Source organism: Micromonospora sp. LOL_014 (assembly GCF_048060245.1).
Lineage (GTDB): Bacteria > Actinomycetota > Actinomycetes > Mycobacteriales > Micromonosporaceae > Micromonospora_E.
This window is the reverse complement of record NZ_JBHMIP010000032.1, coordinates 1-20,249: the sequence shown is the minus strand read 5'-3', so window position 1 is coordinate 20,249 and position 20,249 is coordinate 1. Positions and strand designations below refer to the sequence as shown.

Below are 20,249 nucleotides of genomic sequence, written 5' to 3'. Positions count from 1 at the left end.
GTCGGGGCGCTGGCCGTCTCACCCGGCACCCTCGGCACCGTCCTGGCAGCCTCGGCTGTCTGCTGCGCGGCGTTCGTGCTCTGGCCGTGGGCGGTGCTCCCAGTCGCCATCATCGGCGGCACGATTGCCGGCGTGACCATCGGCGGCGGCGACGTCGCCACGATCGTCGCGATGCACGCGGCCCTACTGGGTGCCGGGGGGATCGCACTGGCGATCCGGGTGCTGATCGGGGCGGAGAAGCTTCGGCGTACCACTGCGGACCTGCCGATGCTGGGTCTCACGCTGTTGGTGCTGCTGGCGGCGGTGTACGGCCTCTCGCTCGGCAACCCACCCCGGGACGTCCTGGTCGGTGCCTACCAGATCGCGGTCATTCCGGTCTACTTCTGGATCGCGGCCCAGACGCTGGGCGACCTGAGACGGCTGCGCGCAGCCGCCATTCTCTACCTGGTGCCGACCGTGGCACTCACACTGACAGCGCTGGCCACTGCAACCCAGACAGGTGGCTTGATCGCGCTACTCGCCGTACCACCGCTGATCGTCCTGGCCGGGCTCGCCGAAGGTTGGAGCCGGGCCGGCTTCGCCTTGCTCGCCGGGTTACTCCTGGCGGATGTTGCCGTGTCGATGTACCGGGCGCTGTGGTTGGCCGCGGCAGTCGCTCTCGCGGTGATGCTGGTCTGGGGCGGACGGACCCTACGTCGTGGCATGGCAGCGACGGTCGCCGTCGCCGTCGCCGGTGTCGTGTTCTTGGCCCTGGTGTCGAGCCTTGCCAACCACGTCGACGTGGTGGCCCTTGAACTGCAGGAGTCGTCGGGCTACCGGGGCCCCGAGTCCGCTGTCGGAATGAACGTCTTCGCGGAGCGCCCTTTCACCGGCGGCGGGCTGGGGCAGTCGGTGCGGGACATCTACCTACCAGACTTCACCCGAGATGATGTCGGCCCGGTCTACCACGCCTTCTACGTGACCGTCCTGGCGAACATCGGCATCCTTGGCCTCATCGTCGTGCTATGGCCGCTTTACCGCACAATACGGAACGGATTTCTGTACGGTAACGGCATAGCGTTCGGGTTCGCCGCGCTCACCTGTGGATTCCTTGTCGGAGCAGCATTCGCCGGACCGACGGCGGGCCACTGGGAACTCGGCCTGCTGCCAGCTCTGACGATGATCACGGGTTCGATCGATACACCACAGCCGACCGTACCCGAGGAGGTGAGGACATGACCGAGTCGAACGCGACCGCGGTGATCGTGACGCACAACTCGCAAGATCATATTCGCGCCACTCTGACGGAACTGGCGAGAAGCCGACTACCGGTCATCGTGGTGGACAATTCCTCCAGCGACTCCACAGCAACGATCGTACGATCAGAGTTTCCCGAGGTGACGCTGCAGACGAACATCGTGAACGTCGGTTTCGCGACTGCCGTCAACCAGGCAGTCACGGCCGTCCGGACCGATGTCGTACTGCTGGTGAACCCGGACTGCGCATGCCCTTCCGCTACGGTAGACGCCCTCCTCACCGCTTTGCGTGACCACCCTCATGCCGGGATCGTAGGGCCACGCATACGCCGCCCGGACGGGCAGATAGCCATCAGTGCACACCCGTTCGAGTCATTGACCACGGTCGTCGCGTCCCGGTTCGGCGGCAGTCTGCTACCGGTACAGCTACGCCGGCTGGTGTCCGGACGAACCCGCCGGGCGACGTACGACGCGTGCCGGGAGACGGGCGGCCCGGTCTCCGTCGACTGGATCTCCGGCGCGTGCATGGCAGTGCGCGTGCACCTGCTGCGACGAATCGGCGGCCTCGACGAAGGTTACTTCCTCTACTACGAGGACGAGGAGCTGTGCCTTCAGGCATGGCGCAACGATGTCGCGGTCCTGTACCTGCCGTCCGCGGAGGCGATGCATGTGGGCGGCGGCAGCAGCAGCGCCGACCCTGCCCGCACCTGGCCGCACCTGTACCGGAGCATGCTGCGCTTCTTCGCGCTCCACCGACCCACGACGCTCGCGGCCCTCCGCGCCGTGGTACTGCTGCGCGCGATGCTCGGTATAGGTATCGCCGGGATGCGGTTGCCCATCCAACCTCGAACCGGAGCGGCCCGCGCTCGAGCCTGGTCAGAGATCTCACGGATCGCGTTGTCCAGCCGGCCGGAAAAATCGTGGAGGAAAAAGTGCACGTGATGGTCACCGTCGTCGGCGCACGGACGGAACACTGGATCGAATTATTCGCCGCCCTGGCGAATCGCCCTGATGTCACGGTCACGGTTGTCGCGGCCAATGTTTCCGAGCTGACCCGGACCGAGCTCGACCTGGTGTCAAGCAGGTCCACCAGGTTCCGTTACCACGTCGTTCCCCATCTGTTGGGGGAAGGCCGGACCGGGCACATGGCATCGGTCCTCTTCCGGACTGACGTCAGCCGAGTTGTAGAGCAACCACCGGATGTCGTGCATATCATCGGTGAGGCCGCCTACCTGTCGACCTGGCAGGTAATCCGTTCCTGCCGGCGACGCTGGCCGGGCGTACCGGTCTCGCTCTACGCCGCGCAGAACATCGTCATCGGGTTTCCGGCGCCCTTCCCCACCATTGAACGGTACTCCTATCGTCAGGTCGATCACATGTTCCCGATCACCCCGGCGGCGCTCTACGTCCTTCGAGTTAAGGGATACGCCGGCAACGCTTCCGTCGTGCCCCTGGGCGTCGACCCGAAACTCTTCCGGCCAGGACCGACCGGAGACGCAGGCCGTCGCTTCACCGTTGGATTCGTCGGTCGGCTCGAACACCACAAGGGTATCGCCGATCTGCTGCGCGCGGCCGAGTCGGTCGACTGTGACGTGGCGTTCATCGGCGCAGGTGCCCTCCGGCCCCTGGTCGAGCGGGCGATCGGGCGCCGCCCAGGGCGAATCGTGCTGCATTCCTGGGCAGATCACCATGACCTGCCCGGCCACCTCAATCGGATGGATGCCCTGGCGCTGCCCTCCGTCGAGGTCGTGCAGCGCAACGTCCTGCCGTGGGTGGGCATTCCGCTACGCGAACAGTTCGGCCGGGTACTTGTCGAGGCGATGGCCTGTGGCACACCGGTGGTCGGCAGCGACGTCGGCGAGATACCACACGTGATCGGCGATGCCGGCCTGACCTTCACCGCTGGCGACTGGGTCGGTCTTGCCAACTGTCTCTCCCGACTCCGGGATGATTCGGAGCTCGCAGCCAGGCTGTCCGCCAACGGACTGGCCCGAGTCAACCGGTTGTTCAGCTGGGAGAGCATCGCTGACGCCATGTGCGATGCGTGGAACGGGCTTCGCGGCGCCGGGGACCGGCGCTCGGCGACGGGTCTGCCCCGACATCGCGGGGAACCGCACCGTGCGCCGCGCGCCGCCGCAGCACAGCAGTTGGAGGCGAAACCATGACCCGGTGGTCCCGTGGCCTGCCGACAGTCCGTGCCGTCGCCCGGCTCGCCGGGCTTCCGGTCTTCGGATTGTGCCTCGGGCTGCTCGCCGCGCAGTTGGTCACCCAGTGGACCCCGCCCACCTATCAGGCGTCGGCTTCGCTGCTGATCAGTGCGAAGGGCGACGGGGAAGTTGCCGGCCAGGAGACGGCGTCGATCACCCTCGCGCAGAGTCTGGCGCCGACGATCGCCCGGATGGCCGAGACGCGCGAGGTCGCGGCCAGGGCCGCCGACAGTTTGCGGTTGCCGGCGGACGAGGTCGTCGGGCAGGTGACCGGACAGTTCGAGCCCGGCATGCAGATCGTCACCGTGGCGGCGGCCGCCCGCTCGGCCGACCGGGCGGCCGCGATCGCAAACGAAGCCGCAGCCGCGGTGATCGGGCGGCTCGCTGACTTCCCGCTCGCGGAGCAGGTTCAGGTCGATGCGCGGGTGCTGGACCGGGCCACTGCGCCGGCCCGGCCGGTCCTACCGAAACCCACGCTGAACAGCGCGCTCGGTGCGATAGCCGGCCTACTCGTCGGCCTCGGCCTGACGACCGCCCGCAACCGGTTCGACAATCGGCTACGCGATGTTCAGGCGGTGGACGCCCAGCTGGGTCTGCCGGTGCTGGCGGTCTTCCCGCAGCTGCCGCGACGCTTTGCGCCGCGACATGTCCGGATGCTGCGACACGGTGCGGCGACCGTGGCGGCGGACGCCCTGGTCGCAGCCCTCAGCGTCTTCGTCGATTCGCTGCCCGGCCGGCGGATCTTGGTCACCAGCGCCCGACACGACGACGGGAAGGCCATGGTGGCCGCCCTGCTGGCCCTTCGGATCGCCGACGGCCGCGACAACGCGACGCTCGTCGAAGCTCAGAGCACCGGTCAAGGTGACCCGCAGCCGGCTGCCGACCGCATCGTACTGAGCTTCATGGAACGCACCTTCGGCCGGCCGGCAATCGGCCCTGTTCCGACCGTCGTCGGTGCGGACCTGGTGGGCCAGTGGCCGACCGGCGGGCAGCTCGACGAGACCATCGGCCGCACGGACGACGACCTGGTGCTGCACGCGCCGCCAATCCTGACCGGAACCACGGCGGCCACGCTCGCGAGAAAGGTCGACGCCGTCGTACTGGTGGTCCGGCGAGGTGACACCGACACGGCCGACGCCAAGCAGGCCTCGATGCTGATGCGGCACCTCGGTGTGCCGTTCGTCGGTGTCGTCGTCGTCGACGGCGCGACCATGCTGTCCCACCGGTTGTCCGGTCACCCTGACCGATTCGCGGCTCCGGGCTCCGACGGCGGTCGACACCGACGGACGGATCCACCGTCTGGCACCGAGACTCCGGCCGCTGCCGCCACGCCGACGGCGACCGCTCCTCGATCAACACAGTCCGCAGCACTGACCAGCGTTACACAATCAGCGATTCGCGCCGAATAGCAGCCATTCGATGCTGGTCAGTAGTAACCTATTTCAGCAGATGATGGCTACCGACATCCGTCCAGCCAATCATCAATTGATGAGACTTCTCAGAAGGAGTTCAGATGACCGTCATGCCGGCCATAGATCCGGAACCCACCGGCACCGCCGCCGGCGACCCACGGGCCTTGTACCTGGACCTCATGAAGCGCACCCTGACAAGGTACGCCTTCGGCGAATCATGGATTCGCTACCACCCGCGCCGCAATTCACTGCGCAGCACCCTGCTCCGCCAGGGTCAGCGGCTGCTCAACCGGCGGGACATGGACATCATGGTGCGATTCCCATTCAATGCTGACGAACGCACGAACGGCCGCGACTGGCCCCCGGAAGCCGAGACGATGATCGGTCTACGGCGACTCGACAACCTTGAGAAATGTGTGACTGAGGTGATCGATGACCAGGTTCCTGGGGACCTGATCGAGACCGGAGTGTGGCGCGGCGGTGCCTGCATCTTCATGCGCGCGTTACTCAAGGCGTACGGGGAGACCGATCGGGTGGTCTGGGTAGCCGACTCATTCCGAGGGCTGCCCCGACCGGACCCCGAGCGGCTCGAGGACGTAGAGGATGCCCTCTGGAAAGAGCCGTTCCTCGCCGTGCCGCTGGATCGGGTCCAGGCGAATTTCCGCCGGTACGGCCTGCTTGACGACCAGGTCCGGTTCCTGCCGGGTTGGTTCGAGGAGACGTTGCCGACGGCCGCGATCGACCGGGTCGCGGTCATGCGACTCGACGGGGATCTATACGACTCGACGATGGTGGCGCTCGACGCACTGTATCCAAAGCTCTCCGACGGCGGCTACGTCATCATCGACGACTATCACGCCGTACGTGGCTGCCGGCAGGCGGTCGACGACTTCAGGCGCGCTCACGGCATCAACGACGAGCTCCACCAGGTCGACTGGACCTGCCGGTACTGGCGCAAGTCGCCCTAGCAGCTCACCGGCTGAGTACTCCGACGTCGGTCCCAGCAGGAAGGTCCCCTGGTCCAGGCGTCTACTACCGGCGGTAGGCTTGACCGGTGACGCGACTGGGTGACCTCGAACGCGCGGTGATGGACGTGCTGTGGGACCGCGACCCGGCGGCCGATCCGGTCACCGTCCGCGACGTCGCCGAAGCTCTGCAGGACCGCGACCTGGCGTACACGACGGTGATGACGGTGCTGGACCGGCTGGCCGGCAAGGGCATGGTCAGCCGGGAGCGGGCCGGCCGGGCGTGGCACTACCAGCCGGCGGCCAGCCGCGAGGCGTACATCGCCCAGTTGATGCTCGACGCGTTGGACCTGGCCGGCAGCCGCGACGCGGCCCTGGTCCGGTTCGCCAGGTCGGTCACCGGCACCGAAGCCGAAGTGCTCCGGGCCGCGCTCACCGACCAGGCGCAGGTGGCGGACCGGCGGGGTTGACGCTGCCATGGCACACGGCGCGCACTTCGCCGCGGTGATCCTCGCCTGCTACCTCACCGCGCAGGCGTTGACCCGCTCGGTCTGGTTCGGCCCCGGCTGGACCTGGCGCAGCCCCCGGGTGGCGATCCTCTGCTGGCAGGCGCTCGGCTTGGCGGTCGGACTGGCCGCGATCGGCGTTCCGCTGGCGGTCGGACTCGCCCCGTACGGCATTGGGCCGGGCCGCGCCGCCGGGCTGTTCGTCGGTAATCTGGCCGCCGGAGTGACCAGCCTGGCCGCCGGACGCGGCTGGCCGACGGACGTCCTCCCGGCCGGGCTGGGGCCGGTCCGGCTGACGCTGGTCGGCGTCGCCGCCGCGATCGCCGCCGTCCTGCTCGGATCCACCGTACGCAGCCTGCTCGCCGCCGTACGGGCCCAGCGTCGCCACCGCGACCTGCTCGCTCTGGTCGGCCGCGCCGATCCGGCCGCACCGGGCGCGCTGGTGCTCGACCACCCCGGCGCGGCCGCCTACTGCCTGCCCGGGGTCCGGCCGACGGTGGTCGTCAGTGCCGGCACGCTCGACCTGCTCGGCCCCGGCGAGCTCGCCGCCGTACTCAGCCACGAGCGGGCGCACGCCGACGAACGGCACGATTTGGTGCTGCTGCCGTTCACCGCGCTGTGCCGGGCCCTACCCCGGGTGCGTTGGCTGCGGGCGGCGCACGACGCGGTCGCCCTGCTGGTCGAGATGCGCGCCGACGACAAGGCCCGGCGTCAGCACGCCGACGAGCCGCTCGCCGCCGCGCTGCGCCGGTTCGCCAGCGCCGGCAGCCGGATCACCCCGGCCGGTGCCCTCGGCGCCGCCGACCTGGAGCTCGACGCCCGGGTACAGCGGCTGCTGCTCGACCGGCCGGCGCCCCGGCTGCGGCCGGCGGCCGCGACTGTGGTCGCCGCCGCGCTGCTCCTGCTGCCCGCGTCGCTGTACCTCAGCTGGTGAGCACCACCGGCACCGCTACCGCACCGGCCGACCGGGCCGGTCGCCGCCGGCCGTTCGATCCCCGGCTGGTGCGGCAGGTGCCGGCGGTACGGGTGCGGCTCGCGCTGCTCGGCGTACTCGGCGTGATCGCCGCCGGTCTGATCATCGCCCAGGCCACCACGCTGGCCCTGGTGCTGGCCGCGGCCGCCAGTGGCGAGCTGCACCGGGCCGCGCTCGGCGGCTTCGTCCTGGCGGTCGCCGGCCGCGCCGCGCTGCTCTGGGCGCAGGGTTACCTCGCCGCCGACGCGGCGGCCACGGTCAAGGCGCAGTTGCGGGCAGACCTGCTGGCCGCGATCCACCGGCGTGGCCCCGCCTGGTTGTCCGGTCAGCGCGCCGGCCAGCTCGCCACCCTGACCGGCCGGGGCGTCGACGCGCTCGACGGCTACTTCACCGGCTACCTGCCGCAGTTGGTGCTGAGCGTGACCGTGCCGGTGGCGGTGCTCGCCCGGCTGGCGTTCGCCGACTGGAGTTCCGCGCTGATCGTCGCGGTCACCCTGCCGCTGATCCCGGTCTTCGGCGCGCTGCTCGGCTGGCACGCGCAGGCGGCGACCGAACGGCAGTGGCAGCGGTTGGCCCAGCTCGGTGGCCACTTCCTGGACATGGTGGCGGGGCTGGCGACCTTGCGGGCCTTCGGACGGCAGCGGGCGCAGGCCGAGGTGGTACGCCGGATGGCCGACCGGCACCGGGTCGCCACCATGGGTACGCTGCGCATCGCCTTCCTCTCCGGGCTGGTCCTGGAGCTGGTCGCCACGCTGGCGGTGGCGTTGGTCGCGGTACCGATCGGACTTCGGCTGCTCACCGGTGGGATGGCGCTGTCCACCGCGCTGCTGGTGCTGCTGCTCACCCCGGAGGCGTACCTGCCGCTGCGCGCGGCGGGCAGCCGGTTCCACGCCAGCATGGAGGGTCTGACCGTGCTGGACGAAGCGCTCACCCTGATCGGCGAGGACGATCCAGCGCGCGACGCCAGCGACGGAGAGCCGGTCCATGACGCCAGCCTCGACGGGCCGGCGGGCCGAGCGGCACCGGCGGTCGTCGGGTCGCCGCCGGCGGAGATCAGGTTCGAGTCGGTCACCGTGGTCCACCCCCGGACCACGGCGCTGCGGGACGTCGATCTGACGATCCGGGCCGGGGAACGGATCGCCGTGATCGGTCCCAGCGGGGCCGGCAAGAGCACCCTGCTGCACCTGCTGCTCGGCTTCGTCGCGCCGACCGCCGGCCGGATCACCGTCGACGGGGTCGACCTCGCCGAACTCGACATCGAACAGTGGCGGCGACGGGTCGCCTGGGTGCCACAACACGCACATCTGTTCGCCGCTTCACTCGCCGACAACATCGCACTGGGCACGCCCGCCGCCGACCCGGCCGAGCTGTCGGCCGCAGTACGCGCCGCCGCGCTCACCGATGTGGTGGCGGCGCTGCCCGACGGGCTCGACACCCGGCTCGGTGAACGCGGCCACGGCCTGTCCAGCGGACAGCGCCAACGTGTCGCGCTGGCCCGTGCCTTCCTCCGGGACGCGCCGGTGGTCCTGCTCGACGAGCCGACCGCCCGGCTGGACGGCGCCTCGGAGGCGGCGGTCCTGGCCGGGTCACGGCAACTGGTCACCGGCCGGACCGCGTTGATCGTGGCGCACCGGCCGGCGCTGCTCGACGGCGTCGACCGAGTCGTCCGGCTCGACGCCGGCCGAATCACCGGACGCGACCTCGCGGCGGCCACCCCGTGACCGGCGCCCGGCCGGAGCGGACCGTGCTGTCGCTGGCCCGGCCGTACCTCGGCCGACTGGTCGGGGCCGGTCTGCTGGCCGCAGCAACCGAGGCGGCGGCGCTCGCGTTGATGGCCACCGCCGTGTGGTTGCTGATCACCGCCGCCGGTCGGCCGCCGCTGGACGCGGTCACCGTGGCGATCGTCGGCGTACGGGCGCTGGCGATCAGCCGGGGCGTGCTGCGCTACACGGAACGGTTGGCCGGCCACGACGCCACGTTGCGGGTGGTCACCGACGTACGGTTCCGGATCTTCACCGCGCTGGCCGCGCGACGGCCGACCACCGAGGACCGGTCCGGTGACGCCCTCAGCCGGTTGGTCTCCGACGTCGAGGCCGTGCAGGACCTGCTGCTGCGGGTGCTGGTGCCCGGCGCCGCCGCAGCCACCGTCGCGGTACTCGCGGTCGCCGGTGCCGCGACGGTCAGCCCGGCGGCGGCGCTCGCGCTGGCGGCCGGGCTAGCGGTCGCCGGTGCCGGTCTGCCGGCGGTCACGGCGCTGCTCACCCGGCGTACGGCCGACCGGGTGGCGCCGTTGCGCGGCGAACTCGCGGCGGACGGCGCCGATCTGATCCACGGGGCGGCCGATCTGGCGGCGTTCGGCGGCACCGCCGCCGCCCTGCGCAGGAGCACCCGCCGGGCCCGGGAACTCGCCCGGCTGGAGCGGCGGCTGGCGGCGACCGGCTGGGCGGTCGATGGTGTCGGCGTGCTCGTCGCCGGGCTGACCGTGGCGGCGGTGACGGTGACCGCGTTGCGCGCCGGCGTCGGCGGGGTACTGGTCGGCGTTCTCGCGGTCGGCGCCCTGGCCGCCGTCGAGATGAGTCTGGCGCTGGTCGCCGCCGCCCGGCAGTGGGCGCAGTTACGCGGCGGGCTGCGCCGGGTCGCCGACCTGCTGACCGAAGCGGCCCGGACCGGGACAGGACGCGCCGAGACGGGACGGGTTGACGCTAAGCGGGCTGAGACGGAGCAGGCCGACGCCGAGTCGAGTTCGGCGCGACGGGCCGCAGCCGACCCGGTCGGTGCCGCGACGGCCGACGACCGACGGCGGCCGACGATGGTGCTCGACGGCGTCACGGTCCGGTACCGGGCCGGCACGTCACCGGCGTTGGACCGGGTCGATCTGTGGCTGCCGCCCGGACGGCGGATCGCCGTGGTCGGGCCGAGCGGTGCCGGCAAGAGCACCCTGCTCGGCGTACTCACCGGGGCGGTGCCGCCGGACGGCGGCCGGGTGACGGTCGACGAGGTGGACCTGGCCGACGTGCCGGCCGGAGCGCGGCACCGGTTGGTCGGCGGGCTGCTCGCCGAGGCGTACGTGTTCAACGCCACAGTCCGCGACAACCTGCTCCTGGCCCGGCCCGCGGCGACGGACGACGACCTCGCCGCCGCCGCGGCCGCCGCCGGCCTGTTCGACTGGGTACGCGAGCAACCGGACAGCTGGCAGACCCTGGTCGGGGCGGCCGGCAGCCGGATCTCCGGTGGGCAGCGGCAGCGACTCGCCCTCGCCCGGGCGCTGCTGGCCGGCCCATCGGTGCTGGTCCTCGACGAACCCACCGAAGGGCTAGACCCGGCGTCGGCGGACACAGTGCTGGCGTCGGCGCTGGCCGCCGCCGATGACCGCACCGTGGTGCTGGTGACCCACCGGCTGACCGGGCTCGAATCGATGGATGAGATCCTGGTGTTGGACGCTGGCCGGATCGTCCAACGGGGCGACCACGCCGAGCTGACCGGACGGCCCGGCTGGTACCAGGAACAGTGGATCATGCAGCGGGCCGCCGAACAGGGTTACCTGACGGCAGCCAACTGAGGCGGGACGGGGTGCGGGCATGCCACACGGCGGGCAGCCCACTAGGGTGTGCGCAGAGTCACCCACCCGACAGTCCGGGTCTGGGCGCCGTCACCGGAGAACACACGGAGGTCAGCGTGGCCAAGTTGCCGAACCAGCCCGATGCCGACCGGCGCACGGCCGGAGCCGACGGTCCTGACGACGAGGCGGACGTCGCGACGGCCGGTGCCGACGCGACCGCCGACCCCGACGACGCGGCGGTCACCGCCGACCGGTCGCTCTGGCAGGACGTACGGATCGACCCGGTTGAGATCGCGTTGCCGGCTGGCGTCGGCTACACACTGCGCGCCTACCGGTCATCCGCCGCGTTGACCCCCACCGACATCTCCGAGCGCGAGGAGGACGATCTGTTCGCCGCTCGGCAGCGGGCGGCCGCCGAGGAGGACGAGGACGACGAGTCCGTGGTCATCCTGGACGAAGAGTTCGCCGCAGCGCTCGCGGAGGAGGAGAACGAGCAACAGGACGGGTCGACGAGCAAGGCCGGCAAAGGTGACAAGGCCGGCAAGGGTGGCGCCGCCGGTGGGAGTAACGACGCCGACGAAGACGCCGACGAGGATGTCGCCGACACCGAGTCGGCCGACAGCGGTGAAGAGGTGCCGATCTTCCTCAGCCACCGAGGCAAGCTGCTGCTGTTCCGCGACCCCGAGGCGCTGGTCAGCTTCGTCCGGTCCGGCGCGTCGCACGACCTCGCGCAGCTGGACAGCTGGCCGGATCTGGTTGACCGGCTGCAGCCGGCGGACGTGGCGGCACTCCCGGAGGATACCTACGAACTCGACCTCGTGGTGGAGAACCTGCGAGGCGGTCACGACGCCTGGGACGCGGCGCTGCTGATCCAGTCCGGCGAGGTCGCGAGGGACCTCGCGTACGCTCTGCGGATGCCCTCGGTGCTGGACATGCTCTCCACCGGATCCAGGCTGGACGATCTGGACGAGGCGCTAAGGTCGACGGTTGACGGCGGCATCGGCGGTTTCATGGCGCGCCGCAAGTTGAAGAAAATCGGGGCACAAACGGCAAGTCTCGGCTGGCGCACGATCATCGGGAAGATCTCTGCCGCTGCGGACTGGCGCGACTGACCCCTCACCAGGGACCATCAGTCCTTGGCATGACGGGTGTCCGGGAGGAGGACGGCGCGGTGGCGCTCGTGCGGGTGTACTGCGGTCTGGCATCGGCGGACCGGGCTGCCCGGTCGGCTTCGACCGGTCCGGCCCTGTCCGCCGCGATAGTCGACGACGCCGGCCGGCTGCTCGACGTCTGCGAAATCGGCGACGACCCGGCCGGCTACGCCCGGCTGAGCTGCATGCTCATCGAGCGGTCAGGCGGCGCGAGCGGAGCTGCCATCGCCGCTGACAGCGACGACCACGTCGTCACCTCGCTGCTGACCGCCGCCGGTCGCCCACTCGCGGTGGCCGACGACGACGCTGCGGACGACTACGCCGAACGGTTCGCCGACGACGAGTCGCTGGACGAGATGTCCTCCGCGCCGGCCCAGCGGCGCGCCGTCGGGCTGGCCCGGGCGCTCCAGGCCGGGGCGATGTCCGCGGTGGCCCTGCCCGTCTCCCGCGACCTCGTCGCGTACAAGCCGGTGCTGGCCGCGCACGCCGCGTTGGCCAACGGGCGGCAGGCCGCCGCCGTGGCACTGCGCGAGGTGCTCCGGGAGCTGTACCCGGCCGCACTGCGGGCCTATCCCGACCCGGCCGAGCCGGTCGCGCTCGCGGTGCTCGACGCCCTGCCGGAGCCGGGCATGCTCAGCGGCACCAGCTCGCGCAACCGGGAGCTCACCGTCGCCGCTCACGCGGTCGCCGCCCACCTCGCCTCCGACGGGGTGGCCGACGCGCAGACCATCGACGCGGCGGTGACCGCCCTACGGGTGGCGATCGTCGAGTCGCCCCGCCGCGGCACCGTCAACAAGGCGCTCACCTCCGCCACCGCCGAGACGGTGCGGCACGCCGTCGCCGCCGTCCGGGCCTGCGACGCCGCCGCCGACGCTCTGGTCGCCACCCTGACCGCCCGGGTCGTCACCCCGACACCGATCGGCGGGCCGCACGTCGCGCGTCGGGCCGCCGACCCGATCTCCGGTCCGCCGTCACCCGGGCTGCACGCGGTACCGCCGGCCCCGGACGCCGGCCCGAGCCGTACCCCCGCCGGCGGCCGGCGGGCCCGTCCACAGCCGGTCGGCGGCAGCGTTCCCGCCTCCCCCCAGCCGATGACCACACCTCCGGTGGCACCGGCCCCGGTGGCGCCGCCGCCGAACGCACCGGCACCGCTCACCCCGCTCGCCCCGGTGGCCAGGCGGTCCGCCGATCCGGGCAGCGACCGGCCGGTATCCGCCCCTCCTCCGCCACCGCCCGGGATGACCCCGATGCCGGCGCAACGTCCCGGCATCGCGCCGGCGGACGCCGGCGAGCCGTTCCGCGCCACGCTCACCACCGCTGCCATCAACGACGCGCGGGCACAACGCCGACCGACCCCGATCACCCCTCGGCCCGACACCCGGGCAGGTGCCGGTCCGGCCGGTCCTGACCCGGCCGCCGCACCACGGTCGGCGCCGCCGGCGGGTACGGAGCCGGTCTCCGGGACCCCGGTGTCGGCGCACCCGATCTCTGCCAGCCCGATGTCCGGGGCACCGACCTCGGCAGCGCCGGCCAGTGGTTCACCGCTTGCCGAGCCGCCGACCGGGGGTTTCTCCGCGACCGATTACAGCCTGCCCGTTCCCGCCCCGCGGCCCGGTCCGCCGACGTCGTCGCCACCCGGTTCCCGGTCCAACTGGCCGCTGGTGCCGCCGGGTCCCGAGGGCGGCGACGAATCCGATCCGGGCTACCCGGGAGGGCACGAGGAGCACCGGCCGGCCGCGTCCAACGGGCCCAGCGGCCGGGTCAAGCCACCGTGGCTGGCCGACGACCTGCCGCCGGAGCCGCCGATGCTGCGTCTGGTCGAGCCACCGGTCGCCGACCAGGTCCGTCGCGACGACTTCCGACCCGACGGCTACGGACGGCCCGAGGACTACGGCCGGCCCGACGCGCCGGTGGAGACGCCACCGCTGCGCCTCGTGGACGCTCCCCAGCCGCCCCCCGAGTACGGTCGCGGCCGACGGGCCGCCGTGGAGCCGCTGAGCGCCCCACCCGTACCCGATGAGGGCGACGGCGACCTGCTGATCTTCGCGGCGGCACGGTCGGCCTGGTTCGTCCGGCATCCGGAAACCGACGGGGCGGAGTTCGCGACGCAGGCGGACAACGGCTGGCGGGCCGCCGAGTTGGCCGCGCAACCCTCCATCGGTGCCGCGACCAACGCCGGGCTACCGAAGCGGGTGCCGCAGGCCAACCTGGTTCCGGGCTCACCGCTGCGCGACGAACGCCCGCTGCGGATCGTCCGGGACGCGGCGAGCATCGCAGAGCACACCAACGGCTACTTCCGGGGCTGGCGTCGAGGTCAGGAGATCGGCGGGTACGCCGTCGGCGGGCGGCCCGGCCGGGAGGCTGCCGGCGGGTGGGACTTCAGCCGGGACCAGAGCGGGCAGGGCGACGGCCGCGAGTACGAGTACCGGCCGGCCGGTCACCACTCCTGACCGGGGTCACCACCCGCAGCTGACGGGTCGCCCGCGTGCTCGGGCTCGGCGCTGGTGTGCTCGGCCCCTGCGTGCTCGGGCCTGGTGCCGGCGTGCTCCGGCTGCCCGTCGTGCCGCAGGCACCAACTGCCGCCCATGCCCACCCCGCCGATGTCGACAGGCACCACAATCGGACCGGCCGCAAACGACACCTACCGGCGGCACCTGGGTCAGGTGCCGCCGGTTCAGACCGGAGATCGGGAGAGTCTGTGCCGGGTGAGCTGGCGGTCAGGCCGGTGCCACCGCACGCTGACGCCGCATGGTCAGCACGTACTCGACCAGCGAGATCAGCACGTGCTTCGTCGACTCACGGTTCCGCGCGTCACACGCGACGACCGGGACGTCGCTGGAGATCGCCAGCGCGTCCCGCACGTCCTGCGGATCGTGGTACTGCATGCCGTCGAAGCAGTTGATCGCCACCAGGTAGGGCAGCCGCCGATGCTCGAAGAAGTCGATCGCCGCGAAGCAGTCGGCCAGTCGACGGGTGTCGACCAGCACCACCGCCCCGATCGCTCCCCGCACCAGTTCGTCCCACATGAACCAGAATCGAGTCTGGCCCGGCGTACCGAACAGATAGAGGATCAGATCTCGGTCGATCGAGATACGTCCAAAGTCCATGGCGACCGTGGTGGTCGTCTTTCCCGGCACCTGTCGCGTGTCGTCCACGCCGACACCGGCCGAGGTCATGATCGCCTCGGTGGTCAACGGCGTGATCTCCGAGACCGAGCCGACCAGCGTCGTCTTGCCGACGCCAAACCCACCGGCGATCACAATCTTCGCCGATGTCACGCGCCCGGCCATGGGGCGGTGCGCCATGTCAGAGCCTGCGAAGTCCACTCAGCACCCTCTCCAGCAGTTCCGTGCCCACCGCGTCGTTCGTGTCGTCCAGGGATGTCGGCTCGTACACCGCGACCAGGCCGTCCGAGGCCATGTCCGCAATGATGACCCGGGCTACTCCGAGTGGAAGCTGCATCCGCGCCGCGATCTCCGCGAGCGACTGCAGCCGGCCGTCACACAGCGCGGCAATGTACTGGTGCTCCCGGCCCGAGCCGCCCTTCACAGCACCTGAGGACCGGCCGCGCACCGTCGTTTCCACGAGCGCCTCGAGGGCGATTTCCAGCTTCGGCCGGGTACGACCACGGGTAACGGCGTACGGCCTGACCAGAGCACCGGTCGGTTCATCGCGCTCGGTCATCTGCCGTCACCCCCTCTCGTCCTACCCGCAGCTCCACCTGTCGGAGCTCGTAGCGTCCAGTTCTTCTCTGCGGACCGGCGCCGGTCGTCGACGCCGGCACCGGTCTCGTCAGCGTGGTCAGCCCAGCATTCCAGCGGCCGTGCGGGGCGCTGGCGTCAGCGCCTCGCCAACCCGGTCCACCAGCAGGGCCATCTCGTACCCCACCTGACCGACGTCGGAGCTTCGGGCGGCCAGTACCGCGAACGACGAACCGTCCGATATCGACATGAGGAAGAGGAAGCCGTTGTCCATCTCAACCACTGTCTGCAGCACCGCACCACCCTCGAAACACCGCGCCGCGCCCTGGGTGAGGCTGACCAGTCCGGAGGCGATGGCCGCGAGCTGGTCCGCACGGTCCCGGGGAAGATCCCGGGACGCCGCCAGGAGCAGACCGTCCGCTGAGACCGCAATCGCGTGAGCGACCCCCGGCACGCGATCGGCGAAGTTGGCCAGCAGCCAACCGAGATCCTGCGTAGTTGTCATCCCTCATGCTCCTTGCCAGCCTGCGAGGATTGCTGCCCTCCCGGGGTCGCCCCCGGGTTGGTCGAGTGGTCGTCCTTGGGCTGAGTACGGCCGCGTTGCACACCACGGTGGTACGCGGACAATAGCCCACGGACCGCTTCCGGTGTGCGACGCTGTACCGAACTTGACGCCTTGTCTACGCCACCTGGTACTAGCTGTGCCATCGGGACCCGCTTCGGCAGGCCCGCCTGGGTCTTTTCGGCCACTTCGACATCAGCCGCAGCGCTTGCCGCGCGCCAGCCGTCGTCTGCGGCAGTCTGCCAACTGTCCGGCGTACCCTCGCCACCCCCGCCACCGGCGGCAGCCGGCCGCGAGGTGGCGGCCACCGGCTCCGGCCGGCGCGGCAACGACGAACCGGGCCTGCCGGCCGTGGTCGTCCCGGCTTCCGACGCCGGAGTGGGAGGCCGGGAGGCGTCCACCTTGGCGATCGGCTGGGTGGTGGCGGTCGAGGCCGCACCACCGGACTGCTTGATCATCGCCCCCGCCGCCGCCCGCGCTTCGTCCGCGGTGGGGCGCCGGGTCCGGAACCAGGCCGACTCCAGCTCGCGGAAGATCGGCAGTTCCATTGTCTCGTCGGCGAACTGCTTGGGTGCCGCTGGCGGGGTGACCGTCGGGTGTTGGGCAGTCGCCGCGTTGTCCGGACCCGACCGGGACACCCTCGGCAGTTCGGCGGTCATGTCCAGCGCCGCAGCGAGCTTCTCCGGCACCGGCGGTGCCGGAGTGTCCCGCTGCTCTGCCGCGACCGGCGGCCAGGCCGGAGGTGCCGCGCTGGGCGGCGACGCAGCCGGAGGTGCCGCGCTGGGCGGCGGCCCAGCCGGAGGTGCCGCGCTGGGCGGCGGCGCGACCGGAGCGGCCGGCGGCGGTGTCGCCGACCGCTGCTGGTGCGGCGGTGGCTGCGGTGGGCGTTGGAAACTGGCCGGCTGCTGGAACGCGGTGGGCTGCGGGGCCGCTGTCGGCGGCACCGGTGGAGCCGAGAACGGCCGCACCGGGGGCGCGGAGACCGGCGGGACGTACGGCTGCCCGCTGACCGGTTGGTGGCCGGTCGGCGCGCCGTGGGTCTCCGGCGAGGTGGCGGCCTGACGCGGAATGCCGCTGGTAGGTGCTGCTCCGGTCACCTCGCCGTCGACTGTCCAGTGATCGTTGGATCGGCGCTGTGGCAGCGGACCGGTACGCTGCTGACCATTGGCCGGCGGAGCTCCCAGCACGTCGGAGCCGTTGGCACCGTTCGTGCCGTTGGTCGCTCCGGTCAGGTCCGACCAGGCTGGCATCGGGCGGGCCGGGGCGGCCGGCGGTGTCGCCGGGCCACCACCATTGATCGGTGCCGGTTCGAACGGTCGTGGCGGGGGGCCGGCCGGTGCCGGTGGCTCGGCCGGTCGGCCGCCGAAGCCACCGCCCGACGACCCGTTGCCGCCCTCCAACGCAAGGGGTGCGGCGAACGACGGCCGGGCGACGGCGGGCGTCTCCTGGCCGCCACCGGAGCCGAACGCGGCCGGGGCGGCGTTGCGGCCGGCGAGGGCCCGCGGAATCAGCACCGAGGTCGGCAGGGTGACGTCGGCGACTGTGCCCCGGTCGGCGGCCGGGCGCAGCTCGACCTTGACACCGTGCCGCTTGGCCAGCCGGGCGACCACGACGAGACCCATCATCCGAGACACCGCCACGTCGACCATCGGCGGGTTGGCCAACCGGTCGTTGAGCTCCCGCAACTGGTCGGCGCTGACGCCGATACCGCGGTCCTCGACGTAGAGCACGGCACGGTCGCCGACCCGGCGGGCCTCGACCATCACCTGCGAGTCCGGCGGCGAGAAGGCCGTGGCGTTGTCGAACAGTTCGGCGACCAGGTGGACCAGGTCGTTGACGGATTGCGCGGCGACCTCGATGTCCCGGTCGACCATCCCGAATTCGATCCGGGTGTAGTGCTCGACCTCGGACTGCGCGGCGCGCAGTACGTCGATCAGTGCCGCCGGCTCACGCTGCACGCGGGTAGAGTCCGCGCCGGCGAGAACCAGCAGGTTCTCGTCGTTCCGCCGCATCCGGGTGGCAAGGTGGTCGAGCTGGAATAGTTCGCCGAGCCGGTCCGGGTCCTCCTCGCCGCGCTCCAACCGGTCCAGGTGGCCGATCAGCCGGTCGACCAGGATCTGTGACCGGCGGGCGAGGTTGACGAACATCGTCGACACCGAGGAACGCAGTGCGGCCTGTTCGGCGGCGGTCTTCACGGCCTCCAGGTGAACCGCGTTGAACGCCTCGGTCACCTGACCGAACTCGTCCTTGCTGCGCACCGGCAGCGGCTCGGCGATCTGGTTGGCCAGTTGCATCGGCGAGCTCTGCGCGGAGACCTGCGGGTCCCGCAGTCGGGCAACAGCATGCGGGAGACCGTGCTGGGCCACGGCGAGCGCGCCCTGGCGCAGTTCACGTAGCGAACGCGCCATCGCCCGGGCGACCAGAGCGGCGAAGAGGATCGCCAGCAACAGAACGACGAGTAGCAGGATCGTCTCGACCAACAACTGCTGCTGTACGTCGTTGCGCAGGATGGTGGCCTCGTTGACCACGTCGCCGTCGATCTTCTGCTCGACGGTGCGGATCAGGTCCGCGTGTCCGGTCAGCGCCGCGTCCCAGGCGTCGGCGTCGAACGGCGTGTCACGCATCGACTCTTCGTTCTGGCCCCGGATGAAACCGCCGTAGGTGTCCGCTTCCCGCAGCGCCGGACCGGCCACCGTCTGGTTGTAGAACTCCAGGTCGTCCTGGACGGCGGCAGCCTCGAAGCTCTGCCGGGACTGGGCCTGGCCGGCCCGGGTACTGATGTAGTCGGTACGCAGTGACGGGGTCAGCGCGTTCTGACTGAACGCCCGCAGCACGACGATCCGCTCACGGGAGAGGAACTCCTTGTTGCGGGCCAGCGAAGCGGCGGCCCGCATGTGGTCGCTCAGCTCGGTGTCGTTGGCCAGCTGGGCGGCCGAGTCGCGGATGTCGAGCAGGTCGCTGAGCAGCACCTCGTAGGCGCGGGCAGCCTCGGTGAGACGGTAGGTGCCGTCAGCGGTGGCGCTGTTGACCACCTGACTGCGCACCCCGGGCAGGTCGGCGAGGTTCTGGTCGATCCGGGAAAGCAGGTTACGGAAGTTCACCGGCAGATCGGTCAGCTCCACGCGGCGCTGCGAGTACGGCGTCCGGGCCTCGTCGACGGTGTCGTGCAGGGCGTTGTACGCGTCGAGGTAGCCCTGCCGGCGCTGCTCGTTCCCGGTGCCGAGCAGGAGCACTGCGGCGGCCCGCTCGTTCTGCAGACCGTGGACCAGGTCGCCGGACGCGGCCGCCAGCGTGGCAAGCGTGCGTGCCTGGGACGCGTTCCCGGCGGTCTCCAGGTGCCCGATGAGGCCGTTGGTGCCGACCACGATCGTCGCCAGGGTCGGCACGATCATGATCAGACCGAGCTTGGACCAGATCGGCAGATCGTTGAGCCGGCCAACCGGCCGGCGGAGACGCGACAGGAATGAATCTGCCGTCTTCGGCCGCTCGCTCACGTCACCGCCCTCCTCATCGGTGCCGGTCCGTTGCACCGGACACCGCCCATCGGCCGACCCGGGCGGATCGGACCCCCGAGATTCCATCACGACGCCACGCAAAGAGAAAGCCCAGGTGGCTCGTCACCGCGAGTGTGATGCGATGGTTATCCCGACATACGACAAATAGCACTTGCCTGGTCACGCTAAGTAAACGCTTCGGTCCGTGTTGCCGGCTTCGAGAGCAACTGTGCTCTCGGAGCGCGACGAGCATCTTACGCCCACCACGTCGAGCCGCCACCACCGATGGGACCCGCCGGACATGGCCCTCCGCGACCAGCCACCGACCGAGTGGTCGGCTGCCGGTGGCCCGAACGGGGGACAGCTGTCGGCGGCAGACGGGCCGTCGGCGGGCCGGCTACCAGATCAGCCGATCAGCTTGGCGTACGCGGGCTTGATGACGTCGTCGATGACCGCCAGCCGCTCGTCGAACGGGATGAACGCA

At 71.3% G+C, this 20,249-nt stretch carries 17 protein-coding genes; 12 read left to right on the top strand and 5 right to left on the bottom strand.

All coding sequences use genetic code 11. The features are described 5' to 3' along the window. The first annotated feature begins 132 nt into the window (after nt 1-132). From ACFHW1_RS24155 to ACFHW1_RS24105, 11 genes are all read left to right on the top strand, one after another. Nucleotides 133-1,218: an O-antigen ligase family protein gene (locus ACFHW1_RS24155; RefSeq protein WP_416569185.1), complete on the top strand. Its 1,086-nt coding sequence runs from the start codon at nt 133-135 to the stop codon at nt 1,216-1,218. Next, on the top strand, nt 1,215-2,177 hold the full coding sequence (locus ACFHW1_RS24150; protein WP_416557231.1) for a glycosyltransferase family 2 protein: 963 nt from the start codon (nt 1,215-1,217) through the stop codon (nt 2,175-2,177). The genes ACFHW1_RS24155 and ACFHW1_RS24150 overlap by 4 nt, the downstream gene beginning before the upstream one ends. After that, a complete protein-coding gene (locus ACFHW1_RS24145) occupies nt 2,156-3,400 on the top strand; it encodes a glycosyltransferase family 4 protein (protein ID WP_416569184.1) in 1,245 nt (414 codons plus the stop codon). The genes ACFHW1_RS24150 and ACFHW1_RS24145 overlap by 22 nt, the downstream gene beginning before the upstream one ends. Further along, nucleotides 3,397-4,851 (top strand): hypothetical protein, encoded by a 1,455-nt coding sequence (locus ACFHW1_RS24140; protein ID WP_416557233.1) that lies wholly within the window; start codon nt 3,397-3,399, stop codon nt 4,849-4,851. Before ACFHW1_RS24145 ends, ACFHW1_RS24140 begins: the two co-directional genes overlap by 4 nt. Nucleotides 4,852-4,955: 104 nt before the next feature. After that, on the top strand, nt 4,956-5,822 hold the full coding sequence (locus tag ACFHW1_RS24135; RefSeq protein ID WP_416557234.1) for a TylF/MycF family methyltransferase: 867 nt from the start codon (nt 4,956-4,958) through the stop codon (nt 5,820-5,822). An 86-nt stretch (nt 5,823-5,908) separates the two neighbouring features. Beyond that, nucleotides 5,909-6,289: a BlaI/MecI/CopY family transcriptional regulator gene (locus ACFHW1_RS24130; RefSeq protein ID WP_416557235.1), complete on the top strand. Its 381-nt coding sequence runs from the start codon at nt 5,909-5,911 to the stop codon at nt 6,287-6,289. Nucleotides 6,290-6,296: 7 nt separating this feature from the next. After that, nucleotides 6,297-7,259: a M56 family metallopeptidase gene (locus tag ACFHW1_RS24125; RefSeq protein ID WP_416616139.1), complete on the top strand. Its 963-nt coding sequence runs from the start codon at nt 6,297-6,299 to the stop codon at nt 7,257-7,259. After that, complete coding sequence (cydD, locus tag ACFHW1_RS24120) at nt 7,256-9,019, top strand: thiol reductant ABC exporter subunit CydD (RefSeq protein ID WP_416557237.1); 1,764 nt, start codon at nt 7,256-7,258, stop codon at nt 9,017-9,019. Before ACFHW1_RS24125 ends, cydD begins: the two co-directional genes overlap by 4 nt. Then, nucleotides 9,016-10,857 (top strand): thiol reductant ABC exporter subunit CydC, encoded by a 1,842-nt coding sequence (cydC, locus tag ACFHW1_RS24115; protein ID WP_416616137.1) that lies wholly within the window; start codon nt 9,016-9,018, stop codon nt 10,855-10,857. The genes cydD and cydC overlap by 4 nt, the downstream gene beginning before the upstream one ends. Nucleotides 10,858-10,937: 80 nt before the next feature. Continuing rightward, the gene (locus ACFHW1_RS24110) at nt 10,938-11,969 is read left to right on the top strand and encodes a DNA primase (protein ID WP_416557243.1); all 1,032 of its coding nucleotides are present in this window, start codon (nt 10,938-10,940) and stop codon (nt 11,967-11,969) included. A gap of 29 nt (nt 11,970-11,998) precedes the next feature. Beyond that, nucleotides 11,999-14,458 (top strand): transposase, encoded by a 2,460-nt coding sequence (locus tag ACFHW1_RS24105; protein WP_416557239.1) that lies wholly within the window; start codon nt 11,999-12,001, stop codon nt 14,456-14,458. Here the strand turns inward: ACFHW1_RS24105 and ACFHW1_RS24100 are convergent. The 5 genes from ACFHW1_RS24100 to ACFHW1_RS24080 form a co-directional block, all read right to left on the bottom strand. Next, nucleotides 14,446-14,622, bottom strand: a complete 177-nt coding sequence (locus ACFHW1_RS24100; protein WP_416616135.1) for a hypothetical protein — start codon at nt 14,620-14,622, stop codon at nt 14,446-14,448. The two genes, ACFHW1_RS24105 and ACFHW1_RS24100, sit on opposite strands and share 13 nt — an antisense overlap. Before the next feature lie 103 nt (nt 14,623-14,725). Beyond that, complete coding sequence (locus tag ACFHW1_RS24095; RefSeq protein ID WP_282232215.1) at nt 14,726-15,313, bottom strand: GTP-binding protein; 588 nt, start codon at nt 15,311-15,313, stop codon at nt 14,726-14,728. 1 nt (nt 15,314) lies between these two features. Further along, on the bottom strand, nt 15,315-15,692 hold the full coding sequence (locus tag ACFHW1_RS24090) for a DUF742 domain-containing protein (RefSeq protein WP_123605492.1): 378 nt from the start codon (nt 15,690-15,692) through the stop codon (nt 15,315-15,317). Nucleotides 15,693-15,809: 117 nt separating this feature from the next. Beyond that, nucleotides 15,810-16,214, bottom strand: a complete 405-nt coding sequence (locus tag ACFHW1_RS24085) for a roadblock/LC7 domain-containing protein (RefSeq protein WP_278171351.1) — start codon at nt 16,212-16,214, stop codon at nt 15,810-15,812. Next, the gene (locus ACFHW1_RS24080; RefSeq protein WP_416569181.1) at nt 16,211-19,765 is read right to left on the bottom strand and encodes a nitrate- and nitrite sensing domain-containing protein; all 3,555 of its coding nucleotides are present in this window, start codon (nt 19,763-19,765) and stop codon (nt 16,211-16,213) included. The genes ACFHW1_RS24085 and ACFHW1_RS24080 overlap by 4 nt, the downstream gene beginning before the upstream one ends. A gap of 301 nt (nt 19,766-20,066) precedes the next feature. Between ACFHW1_RS24080 and ACFHW1_RS24075 the strand changes: the two genes are divergently transcribed. Next, on the top strand, nt 20,067-20,249 hold a 183-nt coding region (locus ACFHW1_RS24075), incomplete at its 3' end, for a hypothetical protein (protein WP_416557242.1).

What these genes read in the sequence shown, in the direction of transcription:
- ACFHW1_RS24150 (WP_416557231.1), top strand. Translation starts at nt 1,215, where the DNA reads ATGACCGAGTCGAACGCGACCGCGGTGATCGTGACGCACAACTCGCAA.
- ACFHW1_RS24140 (WP_416557233.1), top strand. Translation starts at nt 3,397, where the DNA reads ATGACCCGGTGGTCCCGTGGCCTGCCGACAGTCCGTGCCGTCGCCCGG.
- ACFHW1_RS24135 (WP_416557234.1), top strand. Translation starts at nt 4,956, where the DNA reads ATGACCGTCATGCCGGCCATAGATCCGGAACCCACCGGCACCGCCGCC.
- ACFHW1_RS24125 (WP_416616139.1), top strand. Translation starts at nt 6,297, where the DNA reads ATGGCACACGGCGCGCACTTCGCCGCGGTGATCCTCGCCTGCTACCTC.
- ACFHW1_RS24105 (WP_416557239.1), top strand. Translation starts at nt 11,999, where the DNA reads ATGACGGGTGTCCGGGAGGAGGACGGCGCGGTGGCGCTCGTGCGGGTG.
- ACFHW1_RS24095 (WP_282232215.1), bottom strand. Translation starts at nt 15,313, where the DNA reads ATGGCGCACCGCCCCATGGCCGGGCGCGTGACATCGGCGAAGATTGTG.
- ACFHW1_RS24090 (WP_123605492.1), bottom strand. Translation starts at nt 15,692, where the DNA reads ATGACCGAGCGCGATGAACCGACCGGTGCTCTGGTCAGGCCGTACGCC.
- ACFHW1_RS24085 (WP_278171351.1), bottom strand. Translation starts at nt 16,214, where the DNA reads ATGACAACTACGCAGGATCTCGGTTGGCTGCTGGCCAACTTCGCCGAT.